General features: G+C 45.4%; 19 protein-coding genes. 1 reads left to right on the top strand and 18 read right to left on the bottom strand.

From position 1 onward, the window contains the following. From B3L97_RS08220 to queD, 4 genes are all read right to left on the bottom strand, one after another. On the bottom strand, positions 1-676 hold a 676-nt coding region (locus B3L97_RS08220), incomplete at its 3' end, for a hypothetical protein (protein WP_286934802.1). Further along, entirely contained in the window at positions 666-1,658 is a 993-nt protein-coding gene (locus B3L97_RS08225) for a 2-hydroxyacid dehydrogenase (RefSeq protein ID WP_286934803.1), read from the bottom strand. The genes B3L97_RS08220 and B3L97_RS08225, both read right to left, overlap by 11 nt. Before the next feature lie 39 nt (positions 1,659-1,697). After that, positions 1,698-2,471, bottom strand: a complete 774-nt coding sequence (gene folE2, locus B3L97_RS08230) for a GTP cyclohydrolase FolE2 (RefSeq protein ID WP_286934804.1) — start codon at positions 2,469-2,471, stop codon at positions 1,698-1,700. After that, entirely contained in the window at positions 2,464-2,832 is a 369-nt protein-coding gene (gene queD / locus B3L97_RS08235) for a 6-carboxytetrahydropterin synthase QueD (RefSeq protein WP_024821849.1), read from the bottom strand. The genes folE2 and queD overlap by 8 nt, the downstream gene beginning before the upstream one ends. Before the next feature lie 335 nt (positions 2,833-3,167). Here queD and B3L97_RS08240 point away from each other — a divergent pair, with 335 nt between their 5' ends. Next, the gene (locus tag B3L97_RS08240; protein ID WP_286847394.1) at positions 3,168-5,282 is read left to right on the top strand and encodes a glutamine synthetase III; all 2,115 of its coding nucleotides are present in this window, start codon (positions 3,168-3,170) and stop codon (positions 5,280-5,282) included. 32 nt (positions 5,283-5,314) lie between these two features. Here the strand turns inward: B3L97_RS08240 and B3L97_RS08245 are convergent, their stop codons facing one another. From B3L97_RS08245 to pgsA, 14 genes are all read right to left on the bottom strand, one after another. After that, positions 5,315-6,964 (bottom strand): O-antigen ligase family protein, encoded by a 1,650-nt coding sequence (locus B3L97_RS08245; protein WP_286934806.1) that lies wholly within the window; start codon positions 6,962-6,964, stop codon positions 5,315-5,317. Positions 6,965-7,055: 91 nt separating this feature from the next. Continuing rightward, complete coding sequence (locus tag B3L97_RS08250; RefSeq protein ID WP_024821846.1) at positions 7,056-7,988, bottom strand: ParB/RepB/Spo0J family partition protein; 933 nt, start codon at positions 7,986-7,988, stop codon at positions 7,056-7,058. A gap of 39 nt (positions 7,989-8,027) precedes the next feature. Further along, positions 8,028-9,380, bottom strand: a complete 1,353-nt coding sequence (dnaB, locus tag B3L97_RS08255) for a replicative DNA helicase (protein ID WP_024821845.1) — start codon at positions 9,378-9,380, stop codon at positions 8,028-8,030. Positions 9,381-9,382: 2 nt separating this feature from the next. Beyond that, entirely contained in the window at positions 9,383-9,829 is a 447-nt protein-coding gene (rplI, locus tag B3L97_RS08260) for a 50S ribosomal protein L9 (RefSeq protein WP_024821844.1), read from the bottom strand. A gap of 2 nt (positions 9,830-9,831) precedes the next feature. Beyond that, positions 9,832-10,785 (bottom strand): YybS family protein, encoded by a 954-nt coding sequence (locus tag B3L97_RS08265; RefSeq protein ID WP_286847387.1) that lies wholly within the window; start codon positions 10,783-10,785, stop codon positions 9,832-9,834. A 101-nt stretch (positions 10,786-10,886) separates the two neighbouring features. Next, positions 10,887-11,159, bottom strand: a complete 273-nt coding sequence (gene rpsR / locus B3L97_RS08270) for a 30S ribosomal protein S18 (RefSeq protein WP_024821842.1) — start codon at positions 11,157-11,159, stop codon at positions 10,887-10,889. A gap of 15 nt (positions 11,160-11,174) precedes the next feature. Next, positions 11,175-11,666: a single-stranded DNA-binding protein gene (locus B3L97_RS08275; protein WP_024821841.1), complete on the bottom strand. Its 492-nt coding sequence runs from the start codon at positions 11,664-11,666 to the stop codon at positions 11,175-11,177. A gap of 12 nt (positions 11,667-11,678) precedes the next feature. After that, positions 11,679-11,963 carry a 30S ribosomal protein S6 gene (gene rpsF / locus B3L97_RS08280; protein ID WP_024821840.1) on the bottom strand — a complete coding sequence of 95 codons (285 nt, stop codon included), beginning with the start codon at positions 11,961-11,963 and terminating at the stop codon, positions 11,679-11,681. Positions 11,964-12,039: 76 nt separating this feature from the next. Beyond that, positions 12,040-12,345, bottom strand: coding sequence for an FtsB family cell division protein (locus B3L97_RS08285; RefSeq protein WP_024821839.1), 306 nt, complete (start codon positions 12,343-12,345; stop codon positions 12,040-12,042). Between the two features lie 6 nt (positions 12,346-12,351). Further along, positions 12,352-14,028 (bottom strand): arginine--tRNA ligase, encoded by a 1,677-nt coding sequence (gene argS, locus B3L97_RS08290; protein WP_286934808.1) that lies wholly within the window; start codon positions 14,026-14,028, stop codon positions 12,352-12,354. Positions 14,029-14,047: 19 nt separating this feature from the next. After that, complete coding sequence (locus tag B3L97_RS08295; RefSeq protein ID WP_286934809.1) at positions 14,048-15,874, bottom strand: hypothetical protein; 1,827 nt, start codon at positions 15,872-15,874, stop codon at positions 14,048-14,050. 18 nt (positions 15,875-15,892) lie between these two features. Continuing rightward, on the bottom strand, positions 15,893-18,571 hold the full coding sequence (secA, locus tag B3L97_RS08300) for a preprotein translocase subunit SecA (RefSeq protein ID WP_286934810.1): 2,679 nt from the start codon (positions 18,569-18,571) through the stop codon (positions 15,893-15,895). A gap of 134 nt (positions 18,572-18,705) precedes the next feature. Continuing rightward, the gene (locus tag B3L97_RS08305; RefSeq protein ID WP_286934812.1) at positions 18,706-19,929 is read right to left on the bottom strand and encodes a M20 family metallo-hydrolase; all 1,224 of its coding nucleotides are present in this window, start codon (positions 19,927-19,929) and stop codon (positions 18,706-18,708) included. A gap of 24 nt (positions 19,930-19,953) precedes the next feature. Continuing rightward, positions 19,954-20,523 (bottom strand): CDP-diacylglycerol--glycerol-3-phosphate 3-phosphatidyltransferase, encoded by a 570-nt coding sequence (pgsA, locus tag B3L97_RS08310; RefSeq protein ID WP_286934814.1) that lies wholly within the window; start codon positions 20,521-20,523, stop codon positions 19,954-19,956. Positions 20,524-20,527: the final 4 nt, after the last annotated feature.

Consider the following 20,527-nt stretch of genomic DNA (forward strand, 5'->3'; position numbering starts at 1 on the left):
TAACAATATTAATAGGGAAAAAAGGGAGAGTAAGGTAGAGTTTGCACCGATATCCTAGCTTTTTCGCCACTCTAACCTCGCCCTGATATAAAGATGTATTCTTATCTCGTCTTAAAAGGACATTTCCCCTATCTATCCTCCTTTCAAGTGCTGGAGTCATATCAGCATAACCTACAATCCGAAGATCTTGAGGCATGGGAAGAAATTTCCCTATGGGATCTCCTTTTGATACTGTTTTTCCTTGTGGAAAGAGAGAGAGTTCCGGCGTATTCGGGATTTTTTCTATCCCGGGCCAAACGTTTGGATAACAAACCTGCCCTTCCAATCCATCAAGCCCAGGAATAAAATAACCTGTCTGCGGTGCTCGAAGTATTTGTTGAGAGCCATTATTTTCTAAAATAGCTATTTTATCCCCCTGAGCGACCCTTCCACCGTATCCTTCCACAGCATATTGAAGACGGCCGTGGGACGGTGATGTGAGAATGAATTCATTCCACAAAAGAATCCCCGGGAAAGGGAGCTCTTCTTCATAGGAGTAAGGCACCGCTTGAGCTATTCTCGGATGAGTTACGAGATAATAGTGCCACCAAAGGCCATACAACCATACAGCGCCAGCTAACGCACAGAGCACAAAAACAGTATAAACGACCACCTTGCGTTTGCTACTATAATTCATCTGTCTCAGCTACGCCCTCTTTTGTAAGAAATGTCTCTCTGTTAAGGCAGGAGAGCGGAATCTCTCCTTTCGTTAGTTTTTCCACATTCCCCGCAACAAAATGTAAAGCCCCCTTCAAGGAGGCATCAGTTACCCCGCCTATATGGGGGGTGACGGTAATGCGTGGATGATGAAGGATAGGGTCAGTCACTAACGGAGGTTCTGTCCAAAACACATCTAACCCTGCCCCTGCAATCCATTCTTCCTCTATAGCCTTCTCGAAGGCCTCTCGTATAACTAATCCCCCACGAGCTACATTAATAAAAAAAGCATTGCGGTCCATGGCGTGAAAGAAAGGTTCAGCTATACTATTTTGCGTTTCTGGAGTCAGCCCTAGGGTTACCACTACAAAATGGCATCCGGGAAGGGCTTTTTCCATTTCCGCCAGAGAGTAGAAACTTTTAATTCCCCACTCTCGAAACTCAGGACGATACGTTCGGTTAACCCCCACCACAGACATTCCCAAAGCTATAAGACGTTCTACTACACAGTGCCCTAAATTCCCCAATCCTACGACACATGCCCTCTTTCCCCAAAGAGTTATGCCTGGAGGAGTAAAGATTTTCCCTTCCGATATTTTTTCCTGGGACCGAGCATATCTCCTCGCTAAAAGCATCATATGGAGTAAGGCTATTTCCGCCACCCCTTCTGCATTGCCAGTCCCCCTGGAAGGAATATTACACGCAAAAATTCCTAACTTGGTACATGCTTCTATATCAAGCCCCTCCACTCCCACTCCCCACTGCTGTACCATTTTTAAACGGGGAGCCTTACTGAGAAGCTCGTACGTTACACTCATAGGACGAATAATGAGGACATCCGCCCACGGAAGCTTGTCTTTCAGATCCAAATCATCTGCCACATCCATCTCATGTCCCTGAAAGGCTGGGAGCAAAAGATCCCATAATCGTAAAAATGATTTCCCAGCAAAGAGTATATGCATCGGAATCTTCCTCTCTTCTCCCTTTAGCATAGGGGGTGTTTAGCCTGATACATGTCTCTCCAGTTCAGCGAAAGCATCGTGATTATGAATGCTTTCAGAGCTCACCACTCGTACCCGATACCAAGAAATTCGAGACTCTGCCTCTAGTTCCAACGCTGTATCACGAAGAACATCCTCTACAAACTTTGCATTCTGGTACGCTTGTTCGGTTACATACTTTTCATCCTCACGCTTCAATAACGAATGGAGAGGCGCAGAACCACACCTCTCAGCAATTTCTACAAGTTCTTCTATCCATACAAAGTTTTTCATACGCGCCGCTACTTCAATTCGAGCACGTTGGTTATGAGCTCCAAATTCAGAGATTTCTTTTGAACAAGGGCACAAGGTCTGTACAGGCACAATAACAGTAGTGATGAGATCAAAAGATGAATCTTTCTGTGCCCAAAAAATGACATCATAACGAGAATAGCTGGGGATTTTCGTTACAGGTGCATGGCGTCGGATAAAATAAGGGAACTGGAAAGTTATCTCGGCCCGATCGGCACGAAGTGTCTGTCGAAGGTGTTCCGTAATATGCTCCATTTGAGAAAGAGTCACTTTCCCCTGAAACTCCTCAAGAACTTCAATAAACCGACTCATATGGGTCCCCCTATAATGTTCTGGAAGAGAAACAGCCATAGAAACATTGGCTACTGTATGTTGCTCTTTCTGCTCTCTATCCAAAACAACAATAGGGTATGATAAATCTCTTATTCCTACAAGGTCGATAGGGATACGACGAGAGTCTCGCTCGCTCTGCACATCACGCATAGACATCTTCCTTTCTCAGAATAACGCCACTGGTAGCCGTCTCCCAGACCTCTATCTCAACAAGACAACAATGTGGGTAGCGTAACACTTCCTCTAACTGGTTCCACACCCACAAGGCAATATTTTCTGCCGTAGGCTGAGGGATAAAATCGTTAATATACGAATGATCGAGACGGGAAAGCACTCGTTCCTTAACAAGAGACGAGAGTTCACAAAAATCTATAACCATCCCTTCGTGATCTGGAGTTCCCTCTATAGTCACAACAAGGCGATATGTATGCCCATGGAGCTTCTCGCACTTCCCTTTATAGTGAACCAAGTTATGAGCTGCATCGAAGGTGAATTCCTTCTTCAGAAACATTGCATCTCCATCTCCTTTCATTCTTCCAAAAAACGAAATATATATTGTTTGATTTTACACCAAAAGTTTCTTCTCTCCCGAAAAAATGAAGTATATAGAATGAAAAGATCCTACCCCTCTTTTTTACGACTCCATTCAAAGAAAACCCCATAAAAACTGCTTCTGACCGACAATATATATGCAAAAAAACTATTTTAAGATCTTTTTAGCAACTATATCTGCATTCTAAACATTAATTTTATAAAAACTATTGACGACCACTCCCATAAAGTGCTATAACTTCTCCATTATTTTTTCTATCCGGACATGTTTTTGTTTCTTAAGGAGGAAAGGACATGACATACGATAAGCCACGGGATATTTTTGGAATGTACGTATTTGATCGACGGGCTATGAGAGAACGCCTCCCCCGGGATGTCTACGACGCCCTTATCGCTTCCATTGAGGGGGGACAAAAATTAGATTCAAGCATTGCCGATATGGTCGCTGCCGCCATGAAAGAATGGGCATTATCTAAAGGCGCTACACACTACACTCACTGGTTCCATCCCCGCACAGAATTGACGGCAGAAAAACATACCGCCTTTTTGGTTGCGGACGAAAATGGGCTTCCCATGGAGTCTTTTAAGGGAAAGGAACTTGTACAAAGCGAGCCTGACGCGTCTTCTTTCCCATCAGGAGGAATTCGTTCTACCTTCGAGGCCAGAGGGTACAGCGCCTGGGACCCTACAAGCCCGGCCTTCATTGTAACAAGTAAAAAAGGTGGTACCCTTTGTATTCCGTCAGTATTTATATCCTACGACGGTACGCCATTAGATTTGAAAACTCCCATGATGAAAGCATTGGACGCTGTGGAAACCAGAGCGTTGCGCCTCCTTAAGCTTTTCGGGAATCGGGGACTTAAATGGGCCAAGGTAACTGTAGGGGCTGAGCAAGAATTTTTTCTTATTGACGGAGCAGGGGCAAGAAAACGTCCTGACCTCCAATTCTGCGGTCGAACAATTATAGGCTGCCAACCTCCCAAAGGGCAACAGATGGAGGATCACTATCTGGGAGCTATTCCTCCTCGAGTTCTCTCTTATATGGAAGACGTGGAGAGAGACCTGTATCGTCTCGGTGTCGTTATTACTACCCGCCATAACGAAGCTGCCCCCTGCCAGTTCGAATTTGCACCTCAACATGCGGAAGCAAATTTGTCGTGCGATCAAAATCAGCTTATTATGGAAACATTAAGAAAGATGGCCCGCCGCCATGACCTCATGCTTCTGCTCCACGAAAAACCCTTCGCCGGACTGAACGGGAGTGGAAAACATATAAATTTCTCCATTCAGGATAGTGATGGGAAAAACATCCTGAAGCCATCGTCTAATCAGAGAAGAAACATTCAATTTCTTACATTTCTTTCGGCCTTTCTTCTCGGATTATCACGATACAGTGGCCTGTTGCGAGCCTCTATCGCTTCTCCCGGGAACATGCATCGCCTTGGGGGAAACGAAGCGCCACCTGCAATTATAAGCGCCTATCTGGGCGATACCCTTTCTATGATTTTGGACCGCATCGAACAGGGCTTGCCAGATGCTTTCCCCAGCAAGGGACTTATCGATTTGGGACTCAGCCGTCTGCCTGAAATTACAACAGACAACACTGACCGCAACAGAACGGCTCCCCTTGCTTTCACAGGGAATAAATTTGAATTTCGAGCACCTGGCGCCTCCCAATCTATAGCAGGGCCTCTTACGATGATTTTGGCCATCTGGGCCTGGGGGCTCGACCAAATCTGCTCTATGATCGAGTCGAGAATTGGCAATGGTGATGTGATAGATGCAGCTCTGGAAGCAGTGCGGTATGCGGCTCGGGAAAGCCGTAATATTCGATTTGAAGGGAACGCCTATAGCCAGGAATGGTATGAGGAAGCTCGTAAGAGAGGACTCATTATAGCTCATAACACTCAAGAGGCCCTCGCTCTTTACTTGGTCCCTGAGCATCGCCAGCTTCTCTCAGATCTTCATATTATGAACGATCGTGAAATTACCGCCTATTACGAAATTCGGCTGGAGCAATATGTAAAAACAGTAGAGATCGAGATGGGTATTTTACACTCTATGGTTTGGGAGGGGGTTTTACCCGCCCTTTCAAAGCAACTCGTATTAGAAAGCCAAGCTTTCAGCGCTATCGATCCAAGTCTTATGGATAATGCTGACGAGCCATGGAAAAAATTCATTCGGCGTTTGGGCACTCTCAAAACAGGCCTTCATACGGCAGTAGAGCACTTAGATAATTTAAGGCAAAAAATTCTTTCCATGCCTCTTGAAGAACAAGCTAAAGTGCTGACAGAAGAGGGGCTTCCTCTAGATGCTGCTATCAGAGGGATGTGCGATGCGGCGGAATCCATAACGGCCGGCAGCGTATGGCCATATCCTACATATAGGGAACTTCTCTATATTCCCTAAGAAGAACCTCACAGTTCGAGACACGGCGCCACCTACGGCACCGTGCCCCGAACTGACGGGTGAAGATAGCGAGACAATTCAAATACTAGATCTTTTTTCCCCAGCTTTATACCCCAATCCAAAAGAACCCGAAATTCCTTTACATGAGGTTCCTTTTGAAAGAGGGCATACATCCTATTGAGTCCTTCGGCAAGAAGTTCCGGATCTCGCCCTCCTTCACCGCAGGCAAGGAGAAGATGGGCAAGCTCTTTTTGAGCCAGGGAACGAACCATAAGAGATTGGGAGGCTCTATTCAGGCAATCCATCTGAAGAGCCATGTTTTTTTCTTCAAAAGCCTTTGCTATTAATCTATCACTATAAAGTCCATGCCCCAAAAAGATAAGACCGCCTACAGCCACTCCACTGAACAAGGCCATAATAAAGCGGTTTTTCTCCAGAGAAAAACGAACACAAAATTCTTCCTGTAGAATATCTCTGTTCGCAACTCCTAAAGCCACAGCCAGCCAGACAGCATCCTCAATACGATGAAAGGGACGGGTCCACAAAGCAGTCCCTCCAAAAAGAACCACAAGGGACGATCCCCATAATGCTTCTAAGGAAAGGGGAGCCTTTTTATAAAGCACAGAAACAAAGTGACAAAACCACCAACAAACGACGGTAAAAAGAAGAGCACCTCCCACAACTCCTGTTTCACATAACCATTGAAGAAATTCATTGTGAGCCCAATATGTATACTGCCATTTCTTCTCTGGATGCTCTTCTAGCATCGCCCCCTGCGCTTTAAGATAGTTCCATTTATAATGTCCCAACCCTACACCGCGAAAGGGATGTTGACGAAACATATACCACGATGTAAGCCAAATGCTGTCTCTTTGCCCCACAGATGCGGGGTTTTCAACTATATCTCTAAATTTATCTTTTAATGTTCCAATGCGCCCTTCATTTAATTCCACAGTGGCTGTCATAATAGCGAAGAAAATCAAAATAATACATAACGCCCTTCGTTTTATATCCTTATTTCCAGAACACCACACCCCTATGGCCATAAACAACAATCCCGATATGATTCCGAAGATAGCGGAACGGCTAGTAGTGTTCCATAGCCCCCACTCTGTTACAGCCAAAAGAAGGATTAGAATGCCGTCTCGTGGTAAATCCCATCCCTTCTTTGAAAAAACCGGTACGTAGAGAAAAAGGAACATGAGATTCAATGAGCAAATAGCCAACCAGAAGGCAAGCATGTTTTGTTGTCCTGTATTGGCTATGTAATGTCCTGGGGTTTGAAGAATAAAAAAGAAGGGTTTATGTAACGAGTGAATTTGAAGTTCTGCAAAAAAAACACTTACGGCCCCTGCCAAGCCGCTGCTTAAAAAAATCCACGGAAGCCACGTCTCATTAAAAATGTTAAACGTTATGATATAAAGAAGCCATAGGGCGGCAAAGGAAAACCAGGCAAGAAGGTATGTAGACCACGAAGAGATAGGGATCCAAAGGGGCTGGAGGGACAAAAATATAAGAAAAAATGTCGCAATAAGAGAAAAAGAATCCCATAAGAAACCTCTTGCCCTCTCGGCAAAGCTCTTTATAAAAGCAAAGAAAAGCATTATGCAGAGAGGAACAAGAGTTACGACCCACTTCATAGGATGAAGGGTCTGATACCAGAACTCTCCCGAAAAAACCATATTGGGTACTACGAGAAGAATTAAAAAACAACAAAAAGACAAGCCCTCTGTTTTGAACGAGGGCTTGTTCTTGTTATATTCTATAAATCCGTTACTCAGGGAGCCCATGTTCATGTACCTTGTCTTTTTCTGGGACTATATGTCCTTTGAGGTCTACTGTAATTTCAACTATAAGCTCTCTTTGAGCAAGTTCTTTAACTTTCCAGATGACAGGGATCCCTTTGCGCCTATTGCTTTCCACAAGAACAGCCAGATCCTTCAAAAGCTCCCCTGTAGGACCTTCTGGGCCTGTAAAGGAAAGTCCTTTGCTTCGACTCTTTCGAGAAACAGATTCATGATCTTTTGGGCGAAGAGCCTGTTTTTTGTTGCGAACTAACGCTTCCGCTTCTTTCGCATTGAGCTTCTCTTCTGCAATCTGTTGTGCAAGAAGCACCTGCTGTTCAGAAGCCAACCCTACAAGGGATCGAGCCTGCCGTTCTCCAATCTTCCCAAACATAATCATATTCTGCACGCCTTCATCAAGTTTAAGAAGACGAAGTTTGTTCGCTATAGATGACTGGGAACAACCAAGTCTGGAAGCAAGTACAGATTGGTTCCATCCTGTGCGATCTAAAATATTTCGAAGGCACTGGGCTTCTTCTATAGCGGAAAGATTGCTTCTATGGACATTTTCAACGAGAGCCAAGACCTGCTGGTCAGTGGGAGTAATCTGAGTTACTATAGCTGGAATTGTAGAGAGCCCCACTTTTTTGGCAGCCCTCAGACGACGCTCTCCAACTATAAGTTCATATCCCTTATCCACTTCACATACAACAATCGGCTGGATCACACCAAGTTCAGCTATAGACGATGCCAGTTCGTTAAGCTCGTTCTCATCGAAATACAGACGAGGTTGCATAGGGTTAGGCCGAATAAGGTCTACAGGCAATTCACAAAATTTCTTTTCTCCTCCACGAGGCTTTTCTTCATTTTTCCCGCCACGTAACAGTGCTTCGTTGCGAAGGAAATTCATCATACCTGCCATTCCGCTGCTCCTCCACAAATCAGACATAACACAATAACTCTAAATAAAGGTTCGCTCTGCATTAACAAATCGTGTATATTCCTTCAGGAATACTAAGTCCACATCTCCAGTAGGCCCATTACGATGCTTAGCGATACGTACAGTGGCCCGATTATCCTCCTCTTCCGGTGAACCAGCGCTATCATAATACCCCGGCCTATAAAGGAGAAGAACCAGATCCGCATCCTGCTCAATGGCTCCACTATCTCGAAGGTCTGATAGTTGAGGCATTTTATCTGTTCGCTGCTCCACAGCTCTCGAAAGCTGTGAAAGGGCTAGAACAGGTACCTCCAGCTCTCGAGCTACACCCTTCAGAGCTCTGGATATTTCAGCTACCTCCTGCTGTTTACTGTCAATACGCCGGGAAAAGCTCATAAGCTGCAAGTAGTCCACTACTATAAGCCCCACGTTCTCAAAACGAGCTTTAAATCGTCGTGCCCGTGCTCTAAACTCTAAAGTAGACAGCATGGAACTATCGTCTATAAAGATGGGAGCCTGGGTCAGACGCCCGGCAGCATCTGCCAATTTTTCCCAATCGCCATCTGAAAAAGATCCGTTTCGTATATCGTGGATATTCACTTTAGCCTCAGAACCTAGCATTCGCTGCACCAACTGCTCTGCACTCATTTCCAAGCTAAAGATCAAAATGGGGGTTTTTTGCTCCACGCCTCCATGTTGAGCCATATTCAGAGCAAGAGCTGTTTTTCCCATAGAAGGACGGGCTGCAAGAATATTGAGGCTCCCTGGCTGGAGCCCTCCAACCATTCGATCGAATTGATAAAAGCCAGTGCTGTACCCTGTTACATCCTGGTCTGACTTCCGATACTGTTCCTCTATCATTTGGAAGGTCTTGCCCAGAACATCTGAAACAGCCCTGAAATTTGTTCTGTTCCTGTTCTGAGCTATTTCAAAGACAGATTTCTCCGCCTCTTCCAGAATCTCATCAATTTCCAGCTCTTCAGAATAGCCTAGCCGAACTATTTTATTCCCTGCAGAAATGAGCCGACGGTGAATAGATTTATCTTTAACGATAAGAGCATAATATTCAGCATTTGCAGTAGTGGTGACGCCATCTACCAATCCAGCGATAAAGGGTTGTCCCCCTATTTTTTTATCGAACTCCCGTTTGGCAACTTCTTCGAGAAAGGTAAGGGGGTCAACCGGTTTGCCACGCTGAGCCATATCGCAGATAACCTCAAACGCCAATCGGTGCACAAGATCATAAAAATCGTTAGGGACCAAGACCTCCATAACCTGGTTCAATGCTTCCCTGTCTACGAGACAAGCTCCTAAAACAGCACGCTCCGCATCGAGACTTGTAGGGGGTACTCGATCATATATGTTTTCTGCCACCGCTATTCCGCCTCAACTTTTACGGTCATTCGAGCTTCCACTCCTTGATAGAGCTTAACCGTGAAAGAATATTCCCCCGTATTCCGAATGGTTTCATCAAGCTTTATATCTTTTTTATCGATAGAAACCTTTAGTTGTTTTTTTAGTGCCTCTTCTACATGAGCATTTGTAACGCTCCCAAAAAGCTTTCCTGACTCACCTGCACTCGCTTTAACTACTACCTGTTTCCCCTGCAAGTGACGACTCATCTCCTGAGCCTCCGCCAGCATCTTCTCTTCTTTCTTTTCCCGAGCCTTCATATCTTGCTTCCATTCGCTCAGCCTCGAAGGAGTCGCTTCTTCCGCCAAACCTCGTGGGATCAAGTAGTTTCGGCTATATCCGTCAGATACCTCTATAAGATCTCCTTTATTTCCTAATTTCGCTATATCCTGTTTTAGGATTACTTTCATTGCTACTCCCTCCTGATTCGTGACCTGAAATCAAACCACATATCCCCTATCCCTATACCCAAAGCAACTGTGGAAAGGAAAGGGATGAACATCACAAATATTATAACAATCCATCGAAGAACTTTCCCTACACCTCTCAAAGAAAGATAATACCAGATAACAGATAGGCCCTGGAGCAAGAAAAGCATGTTGACAAGAAGTTTAAGGTTCATTCCCACTCGAAAAACGAGACTCGATTGTCCAAGCTGTATTCCAACTAAAGAGAACACAATGGAGACTACAAAAGCCCAGAATATACTTTTAGGGAACCGCCACTGATCAAAAGAAGGAAGAGATGGTAACGTACCGCTGCCGATGCGGTGGATCACAGCTCGACTAATAACATAGCTTAAGTAGCAATCGACAGAAGCAGCTAAAGTCAGTATGGCGGGGAACACCATGGGCAACATTTTCAATGTTACCATCATTTGTTGTTTCATAGATTCTATGGTCTCAGGAGATAATCCTTTCCCAGCATAAAATTCAAAAACCTTATTCATGGTGTTTTCTATCTCTACAGGGTCGATAGAAAAGGGGTTCATACCCATAACCTTACTCGCCACAACCATAAGCACCAGTTTACTGCCAAGAGAGATAAGGATTCCATATAGAAGTATCTCCACTCCGTGATCCAATCTCTTCGACAAATATCCTAAACCGATTCCTAATATTCCAAAACCTAAAATAAAAAAGAGCGCTCCTATAGGGCCCATAAAAAACATTATTAAAACTGCCGCTACACCTGCTCCGAGAATAGACTTCTTCAGATCATGCCGCAACCCCATAACAACTAGAGGTGCTGGGCAGAGAAAGGAAAAAGCAATACCTACAACTGGTAAAAACTGAGCCGCTAAAAAAAGAACTACCGCCAGTCCCACGAGGAGAGAAGATTCGACAAGACTTCTCGTTGGCGTCACATGTGAACATCCTTTCCTGCACAGGTTGTGCCGAAAAAACAGGGGGAGAAGCCGTAGCCACTCCCCCTGTACTCATACATACCTATTTCAACAGCTAGAGCCTATTCTACAGAGTAAGGCAGAAGCGCCATATAACGAGCTCTCTTTATAGCCCTTGTCAGCTGGCGCTGATGTTTGGCGCAATTCCCCGTTACCCGTCTAGGCATAATTTTACCTCGCTCGCTTACATATTTCCGTAAACGCTCTATATCTTTATAATCTACGTTGTCGAGTTTATCGACACAGTAAAAACAAACTTTAGGCCGTCTCTTGCCACCCCGTCTAGGGGCGCCGCCCCCTCTCTGTCCTCTTGAGGGGCCATTATTCTCAGCCATGAATGTACCTCCTCCCTAAAAAGGAATGTCTGCTTCTTCTCCAGCTTCAGAATCTCCCATTTCGGAGATATCCAGAGGAAATTCCTCACCATCGAACCCCTTATCCCGGATGCTGCCAAAATCATCGCTGCCTCCGCTGTAGGGGCTTTCTTTCACATCTTCATCATCTCGCGAGGCGCTGCCCAGGAAAGTTACCGACGAAGCTATCACTTCCGTGATCCAACGACGCTCTCCCGATTTATCTTCGTAGCTTCGGACCTGCATCCGCCCTTCGACGAGGACCGGACGCCCCTTCCGGAGATATCTCTCGCAATTTTCAGCCTGATTCCCCCACACGACAATGGGAATAAAATCTGTCTGATTCTGCAATTCTCCGTTTCGCCCTTTCCACTGGCGTCCTACAGCTACTGTCAACCTGGCTACTGCTTGCTTTGATGCCGTATATCGTATTTCAGGGTCTCTCGCCAGGTTCCCCATGAGAATGACTTTATTAAATCCTCTGGCCAAAAGATCTCCTCCTTACTCTTCGTCAAGACGGACGATCATCTGCCGATATACATTAGGCCGTAAACTCATAAGACGTTCAAGCTCTTCAATCTCATCAGAATCGAGCTTAAATGTCATCACTGCGTAAAAACCTTCGGTGTGCTTATCGATAGGATAAGCCAGCTTTCTCTTCCCCCATATATCGGTTTTAGAGTGCTCTCCACCAAGGCTCCGCACGACCTCCTCGATCTTACCGATCTCTTCCTTTGGATCTTCCAGTTCAGAACTTACTAGAACCATCATTTCGTAGGGTCGCACGTTCTTCACCTCCTCCCTTTGGACATTATGGTCTCTTTTCTACGAAAGAGACAGGGAAACATTCGAGTATTATACGCTACTGTTGTTTTTGCGGCAAGACATCGTCCGACGTTACAACAATACGATAGATGCGTTCCCCCGGAAAAACAAGATTATATTGATCTCTTGCGAGATGGGCCAATCCTTCCGGTGTTTTGTAAAAGTCTATCTTCTCCTGATATTCTTGAAGTTTGCGGGAGAGAGACGTTAAGCGAACCATACGAGAGTCCACCATCTCGGATAGTCGATGTATCTCTCGAAACTCGAAGACATATGCTGTCCCCATAATGGCCACAATAAGCCCCAGCATTACTGCAAGGAAGACCCACCGAAGCCGAGGCATACCGCACTACATCCTTTCAGGAGCCCGCACACCCAAGAGAGAGAGAGAGAGAGACAAAACTGTCTTTGAGGCTTGAACGAGTAGGAGCCTCATATTCATTACTGGTAAACGTTCTCCAAGTATACGATTGGCATTATAAAAAGAGTGAAAATCTCCAGCCAAGTCGTAAGCATAATTAACAATAAGATAGGGAGCCCGCTCCAAAGCCGCTTTCTCCACTTCCTGAGGGAAAAGAGAGAGCCTGTTCACCAACTTTTTCTCCTCTTCAGCAAGGAGAAGTGACGGATCCAGGGCTTCCATTCCAGGGATAGCTATCCCACGAGTTTCAGCTTCTTTCAAGACGCTACAGATTCTGGCATGAGCATACTGCACATAATATACTGGATTTTCATTAGAAGACTGTTTGGCTAACTCCAAATCAAAGTCGAGATGGCTATCACTTCGTCGCATTACAAAGAAATATCGAGTTGCATCAACCCCTACTTCATCCATCACGTCCCGTAGAGTAACGAATTGCCCCGAGCGGGTGGACATGGCAACTTGCTCTCCGCTTCGAAGGAGGTTCACAAACTGAATGAGCACTATTTCAAGGCTGTCTCGCTCTTTTCCAAGAGCTTCTATGCCCGCTTTCATACGGGGCACATAGCCATGATGGTCTGCACCCCAAATATCGATGACTCTTTGGAATCCCCGACTAAATTTCTCCATATGATATGTAATATCAGACGCAAAATATGTAGGGACACCGTTGGTACGGATAAGGACACGATCCTTTTCGTCGCCAAAAGCCGTTGCCTTAAACCAGAGAGCTCCGTCTTCTTCGTAAGCATAGCCCCGTGCTTTAAGGGTTTCCATTGCTTGAGGCACAAGATCTCGTTCGTAAAGACTCTTTTCGGAGAACCAGACATTAAAACGAACCCCGAAATCAGAGAGATCTTTTTTTATTCCCTCTAAAATTCGGCCTGCTGCGTAACGCTGGAAGAAGGGCAGGCTTTCCTCCAAAGGTTCTTTAAGAAAGACATCGCCTTCCCTGTCGATAATCTCTTGAGCGATATCGTATATATAATCACCTTTATAGGCATCCTCTGGGAAAGGCGCCATCCCCCCCTGGCCTAAAAGCTCAAAATATCGGGATTGGGCGGAACGCCCCAATATCTGCATTTGAAGCCCTGCATCGTTAATATAGTATTCTTTTTCTACTTCCCAGCCAGCAAAGTCCATAATTCTGGCAATGATGTCACCAACAGCCGCCCCACGTCCATGACCAACATGAAGAGGTCCGGTAGGGTTTGCACTTACGAACTCTATCTGTACTTTTTCTCCCCCTCCAAGATTGGAACGGCCATATTCATCGCCTTCTTCTATAATAGTCCGCACGGCTTCCCCCATCCATTTCTGGGAAAGGCGGAAATTGATAAATCCTGGCCCTGCTATCTCCACAGACGTAAAATAATCACAATCGGCAAGGCGGGTCACCAAATCTTCTGCCAATTTTCTGGGTTTTTCCTTGAACACCCTGGCAAGTTGCATGGCAATATTTGTAGCCCAGTCGCCATGTTCTGCTTTTTTAGGCTTTTCGATAACATACTCCGGTAATTCTTCTGTTGGTATTCCCCGTTCCTCCGCAGCTGACTGAACTGCATTATCCAAAAGACCGCGAAGGGTCTGTAACACATCGGCCATTTGTACACCTCCAAGATCTTTACTTGGCACGCAGAGGCAGTGTTTTTGCGTTAAAGTCGGCGAACCGACGAACAGATTCATTCAAAGCCGACGCTATGGACTCATCAATACGATCCACAGACACAACAACCTTCGCGCTACCGCTAATAAGATTTTTTCTCTGTCGATAGTCTATTTTTTCATAATACTTCACCTTTCCCATATCCCTACTCGCTGTTCCAGGCAACATCACCACGTCCATAGTGGAGGGAATGCGAAGATCGTACTCCATTTCCACAGCAAAAGGGAATCTCAGCGAATAGGGAGGACGAACTCCACCTATTTCTTTGAGACACATAGGGAAAAAAGAGGGCAATTTTACCAGCATCTGCTGTCCTGTAGCTCCAGTAATGGCTCCTAATATCTCTATAGGGAAGGAGATTTCATACCCATATTTCAATTGACGGATCTCCGCTTTCTTCCCGTCAAAAGGAACACCTGTACAGGCGGATAATACATCTGCAGCTTTCGGACCGTCAGGAATATCCCCGCCAAAGAAAAGTCCCGTCCATCCATTCCTGACAAAAAAGGAGACTTTCCCCGAAAGAACTCCCGACTCATTCAGAGTCATATTCCATCGAAGAGAAAGGCGATGATCAGCAGCTCCGCCGCCCTGTATAACATCTGTTTTTATTTCTTGATCTACAAGTCCATACACCCGATTCCCCCAAAGAGCCGGGGGAGTTTCTCCAAGAGAAATACCTTGCTGCAAATCGAAAAAGAATACTCCTGCCCCAGGGTACGAAGCTTCTATAACAGGCTTCAGCAGAAGGCCTTTAGTTACAGGGGTATCACCGGCTATTTCCGTAGCCGTAACCCACTTAATTCGCGTCTGCCATCCCGCTAAAGGAAGCCACCGAGACAGTACTATTGTTTTTTCCCAATCAGACCATGGACCTTCAGCAGGGATAGAAGATCTCAATGCCTGAGCAGGGACAGACACTGGGAAGGAAGGAATATTTTTTACATATCGTATAATTTCATTCCCAGCCTTTACTTTATTTGCATTTTTTGCTGACGTGGAAACAGCTTCTGGCGCATTTGGGGTAGAAACACCTTCCATTGCCTTGAGCAGACGATAGAAGGAATCCCTCCCTTGTTGCAAACTAAAAGCTATAAAGGGTTCAAAAGAGCTCAGGAGCGAGCGTCCAGACCATGTGGGATGGTTGACCACTAACCATTTATACTGATCTCGCCCTCCTACTTTTTCCACCGACGGCTCTATCCCTTCACTTGATATCCACGCCAAGTTGGCCCCCGACGGAACATCCACAGAGATACGCTGTTCCCACTGAGGCAAATCCAGCCCTGTCTTAATATACCCATCCACACCCACTTTCCCTGGGGAAAGGACTTTATAAGAAAGGGCAAGAATCATTTCATCTCGCACAGGGAATTGCACCTGGCATATCTTATTCTCGCCAACTTCTAAAAAAGAAGTATCGGCTTCTAATTCTTTCAGGCCAGTACCTGGATCATATATATCTGCTGCTATAACATCCACGTTTCCACCTTCAGGGACAGGAATAGCCCAATTCAGCCATCGCGGATCAATAGAACTTCGGGCCAAGATGACCCAAGTAACAGTACTTTCCATACTTCCATCAGCTAAAAGAGCGTACTGGTGATCTTTCAGCCAAACAATGCCGGAGGCATTCCCGTAGAGGGAAAAACCCGGCGCTTCCTGTATCATCCGTTGGATATCAAAATCTTGCGCAGCATGCGCCACTCTCACTTCGCTTGTTCCACCAAAAAGCAAACAGGAGATGACAACACAAAGGGCTATTTTACGAAAACGTAGGCCCATATTTTTACCTCCTCGTTTTTAAGCGTTTTTACCACAACAATGTTTATACTTCTTGCCACTCCCACAAGGGCAGGGATCGTTTCGACCTACTTTAGGCCCCTTCCTTATTGGCTGTGGTTTTTCATCTCCAAAACGCTCTGAGTGAACATCTTCACCGGAAGCAAAAGGCAAAGCAAAATCCCGGCTTTCTCTTACTCCCTGACGATCTGAAGCTCTACGAACATCTTGTGATACAACTGTCACTCGGAAGGCCAGCTCCGCAACAGATTCGCGAACTCTCTCCATCATGGCCTGGAAAAGGTTATACGACTCGAACTGGTATTCGAGAAGGGGATCTTTTTGCCCAATAGCCCGCAGACCTATCCCTCGTCGAAGCTCGTCCATGGCCAAAAGATGATCCTTCCAACTCGTATCAAGAGTATGGAGAACAACAAAACGCATGAGTTCATCAGCAATAGTTGTTCCCAACGTCTCCATTTTTTCATGGAAACGATTCCCGATTTCTTTTTTAAGCTTTTCCACAGCTTCAGGCAAAAGTCGACGACTGTCTACTCCCTCAAGGAATATATCGAGCCCGGCTCCAAAGAGAGAACGAAGTTTAGACGCCGCTCTCTGAGGCTCCGCTTCCCCCTCCTCAGGGAAATAATGGTCAAGAACGTCATCCACAACACCTGAGATGACCTCCCACGTATGCTCAATAATATTTTCATCTTCCAAAATCAGGCGCCGCTCATTGTAGACAGCTTCGCGTTGCTGGTTCATCACATTATCGTAAGCTAAAAGCTGTCTTCGAATATCAAAGTGCATCTCTTCTACTTTTTTCTGGGCTGATTCTATAGCTTTGGTGAGAAGGTTGTGCTCTATGGCTTCCCCTTCCTCCATGCCTAATTTCTCCATAAGCCCCTGGATACGATCTGATCCGAAAAGTCTTAACAGATCGTCTTCCAATGAAAGATAGAAACGGCTTGATCCAGGATCCCCCTGTCTTCCAGATCGGCCACGAAGCTGATTATCAATTCGACGAGATTCATGCCGCTCTGTTCCAATAATTTTCAGTCCTCCGTACGTCAACACTTCCTCTCGCTCTTTGGAACATTGCTCTCGAAACTCTTCCAGCAGTTCCTTATAACGCTCCGGATTATTCCTTTCGTCTTTTTCTTCTCTTCTAAGTGCCTCTTTTGCCAAAAACTCCGGATTCCCCCCGAGCACTATGTCTGTTCCTCGTCCTGCCATATTAGTAGCTACAGTAACAGATCCCAAACGGCCTGCCTGAGCTACTATCTGAGCTTCTTTTTCATGATATTTTGCGTTCAGAACTTGATGAGGTATTTTCCTCGCCTTGAGTAGTTTGCTGACACGCTCAGAATTATCAATAGACGTGGTTCCTACAAGAACAGGCTCTCCTGTTGCATATGTCTCAGCAACTTCATCTGCTACCGCATGGAATTTCTCAACTGTCGTACGGTAAATTACATCGGCAAGATCTTCTCGAATCATGGGTTTATTTGTAGGAACAACGATGACTTCAAGTCCATAAATTTCTTTGAATTCTTCCGATTCAGTTACTGCCGTACCAGTCATACCTGCCAGTTTTCGATACATACGGAAATAATTCTGAAGAGTGATAGTAGCTAACGTCTGGCTCTCTCTGCCAACTTTCACCTTTTCTTTCGCTTCTATAGCCTGATGGAGACCATCAGAATAGCGTCGGCCAACCATAAGACGACCGGTAAATTCGTCTACTATAACGATCTCCCCATCCTTAACAACGTAATGCACATCCTTTTGGAAGAGGACATGGGCCTTTATGGCCTGAACTATACGATGGGCCAAATCGGAGCGAGCGGCATCAGAGAAAAGCCCCGGCATTTTCAGAAGGTGTTCACACCGAGCTATTCCTTCTTCGGTAATCGATACGTTCCGCTCCTTCTCATCTTTCTCAAAATCCTTGCCCTCTCGAAGCTGACGAGCAATCTGATCCGCTGTAGCGTACATTTCCACGTTGTCTTCAGAAGGGCCAGAAATAATGAGAGGAGTACGGGCTTCATCTATAAGAATAGAGTCCACTTCGTCAACAATGCAGTAGTAATGGCCTCTCTGAACAAGTTGCTCACGAGAGACAGCCATATTGTCTCGCAAATAATCGAAACCAAACTCGCTGTTCGTTCCATAGGCTATATCAGCAAGATATGCTTTTTTACGTTCTTCCTGATCCATATATGCATATATAACCCCAACAGAAAGGCCCAGGAATTTATAAATAGGCCCCATCCACTCAGCGTCACGTTGTGCCAAGTAATCGTTCACAGTCACAACATGCACACCCTTACCTGATAGCGCATTAAGAACAACAGCTAAGGTCGCTACCAGCGTTTTGCCTTCCCCCGTCTTCATTTCTGTAATTTTCCCTTCATGAAGAGCAACTCCGCCCATAAGCTGAACATCAAAATGGCGAAGTCCCAAGGTTCGGCGGGATACCTCTCTAACGAGGGCAAAAACTTCAACTAAAAGGTCATCAGGACTTTCTCCTGATGCTATTCGTTGCCTGAAATCAGAAACCAGAGACTGTAACTCCACGTCTTTCCTGGCCATCATTTCCGGTTCCAGACCGTTGATTTCGCCGACGATCTGGCGATACCGCTTCAATGCTCGTTCGTTGGGGTCAAGCCCAAGAACGCGCTTAAGGCCATTGAACATATATTTCACCTCTGCTAAAAAAGTGGTCGTTGTTCCACGAAAAAGTATTATATGCTTAAAAGAAGGGATGGGTCAAAAGTATTTTCACTGATGCAAAACAGGGCGGTGATCTTCCAGATCCCGCCCTGTTTTTTCTATTCCATTCCCGCCATCATAAGAGCAAAAACTTTCGTTTCATTAAGCAAGTGTTCTATTTCGCAATATTCATTAGGCATATGAGCTACATCTGCTTCATGCGCCCACACTACGGCCGGGATACCTTCCTTCCTAAAAAAAGCAGCACACGTACCACCACCGACACCTCCAATCACTGGTTCAAAACCATATACTTCGCGTAAAGAAGACGCTAGCAAACGTACCACTGGAGCATCTGAGGGGGTAGGCAACGTAGAATCGGTACGTTGTAGAATAGAAAAAGAGATACTGCCACCTTCCGCCCGCTCAACCTGTTTTTTGACCTGAGACACGACATTCAGAACAGCATCGACATTCACAGATGGCAATATGCGACAGTCAAAGCAGAAAGTTTCCTTCCCTGGGATAGTGTTTACATTCCCTACATTACTATTGCGCCGTGTAGGTTCGAAGGTAGAGACTGAAGGATTAAAAAGGCTATCCTTATCAGGGAAGGCTTCATGAAGAGCTCGATCTAATTCGACAGCAAATATATTGGCAATCCGACATGCATTGAGCCCCAAATCAGGACGACTGGCATGGACCTGCTCTCCTTCAACAGAAAACTCTAGCCATAAAATACTCTTCTCCGCAACCTCTATAAAATCCCCTTTATCATTACCCCCATCGGGGACAACAATACAATCATCCTTTTGAAAAATGCCTTCTTGAATCAAATGCTGAATTCCATATACACTGCCAACTTCCTCATCCGCAACGAAACAAAGGCAGACTTCATACTTTGACTGGATACCTCGTTTGGTCAGAAGAGATGCAGCGTAAAGGCTTGCTATAAGTTCCTGCCCATTATCATTACTGCCCCGACCATAAACCCGACCATCTTTTACTACAGCCGTGAAGGGATCTGTATGCCACAACGCCAAATCTCCTTCTGGAACCACATCCATGTGAGAAATAATCCATAAGCGTTTTGAAGTTGCGCCAGGGATCCTAACGATCAAATTGGGACGGTATCCTTCAGGAGCTTTTTCATCGGGAGCATTATGCCATTCCGCCTGAGGCAAACCTAGTTTTTCGACGAGCTGGGCTATATATTGAGCTTTTTTTACCTCCCCAGTCCCTCCTTCGTGGGGAGAAACTGAAGGATAATGTACCAGCACAGCTACGCTTTGTACTATCTCGTCTTTCTGGTCATCCACCCATTGCATTATTTGTGTTTTCATACCCAAACGCCACCTTTATTGGGATTAAGATGCATCAAAAAGGATATCCTTACCTTTGATAAGGTACTCCATGCCAGACCATACAGTAAGGATCATAGCAATCCACATGGCCCACAGCCCTCCTTGGACATTAAAGATGAGAAGGGTTATAGCTATAATCTGGCTCACCGTCTTGATTTTCCCCATTTTAGAAGCCGCTATTACAATTCCTTCCACAGCAGCTACCAAACGAATGCCGGTGACTATAAAATCTCTGGAAATAATGACCACTACAATCCACGCAGGAAGCCGTTGAAGTTCCACCAACGAAATAAGCGCTGCCACAACCAAAATCTTATCGGCAAGAGGGTCAATAAACTTCCCTAAATTTGTAACAATCCCCTTCTTTCGCGCTATATATCCATCTGCTGTATCAGTAATAGCTGCGAGTATAAAAACAAAACCAGCGATAAGATCTCCATAATTAACCTGAACTCCCAGTTTTTCAAGAGCAAGTACCGGAGTACTTATTTTAAGAGTTAGAAAAATCACTACTAACGGAGTAAGAAACACTCGTAAGAGACTGAGCATATTGGGAACATTTAGGGCCGACATTTGG

The sequence above is a fragment of the Aminobacterium sp. UBA4834 genome (genome assembly GCF_002400205.1).
Classification (GTDB): Bacteria; Synergistota; Synergistia; order Synergistales; family Aminobacteriaceae; genus Aminobacterium; species Aminobacterium mobile.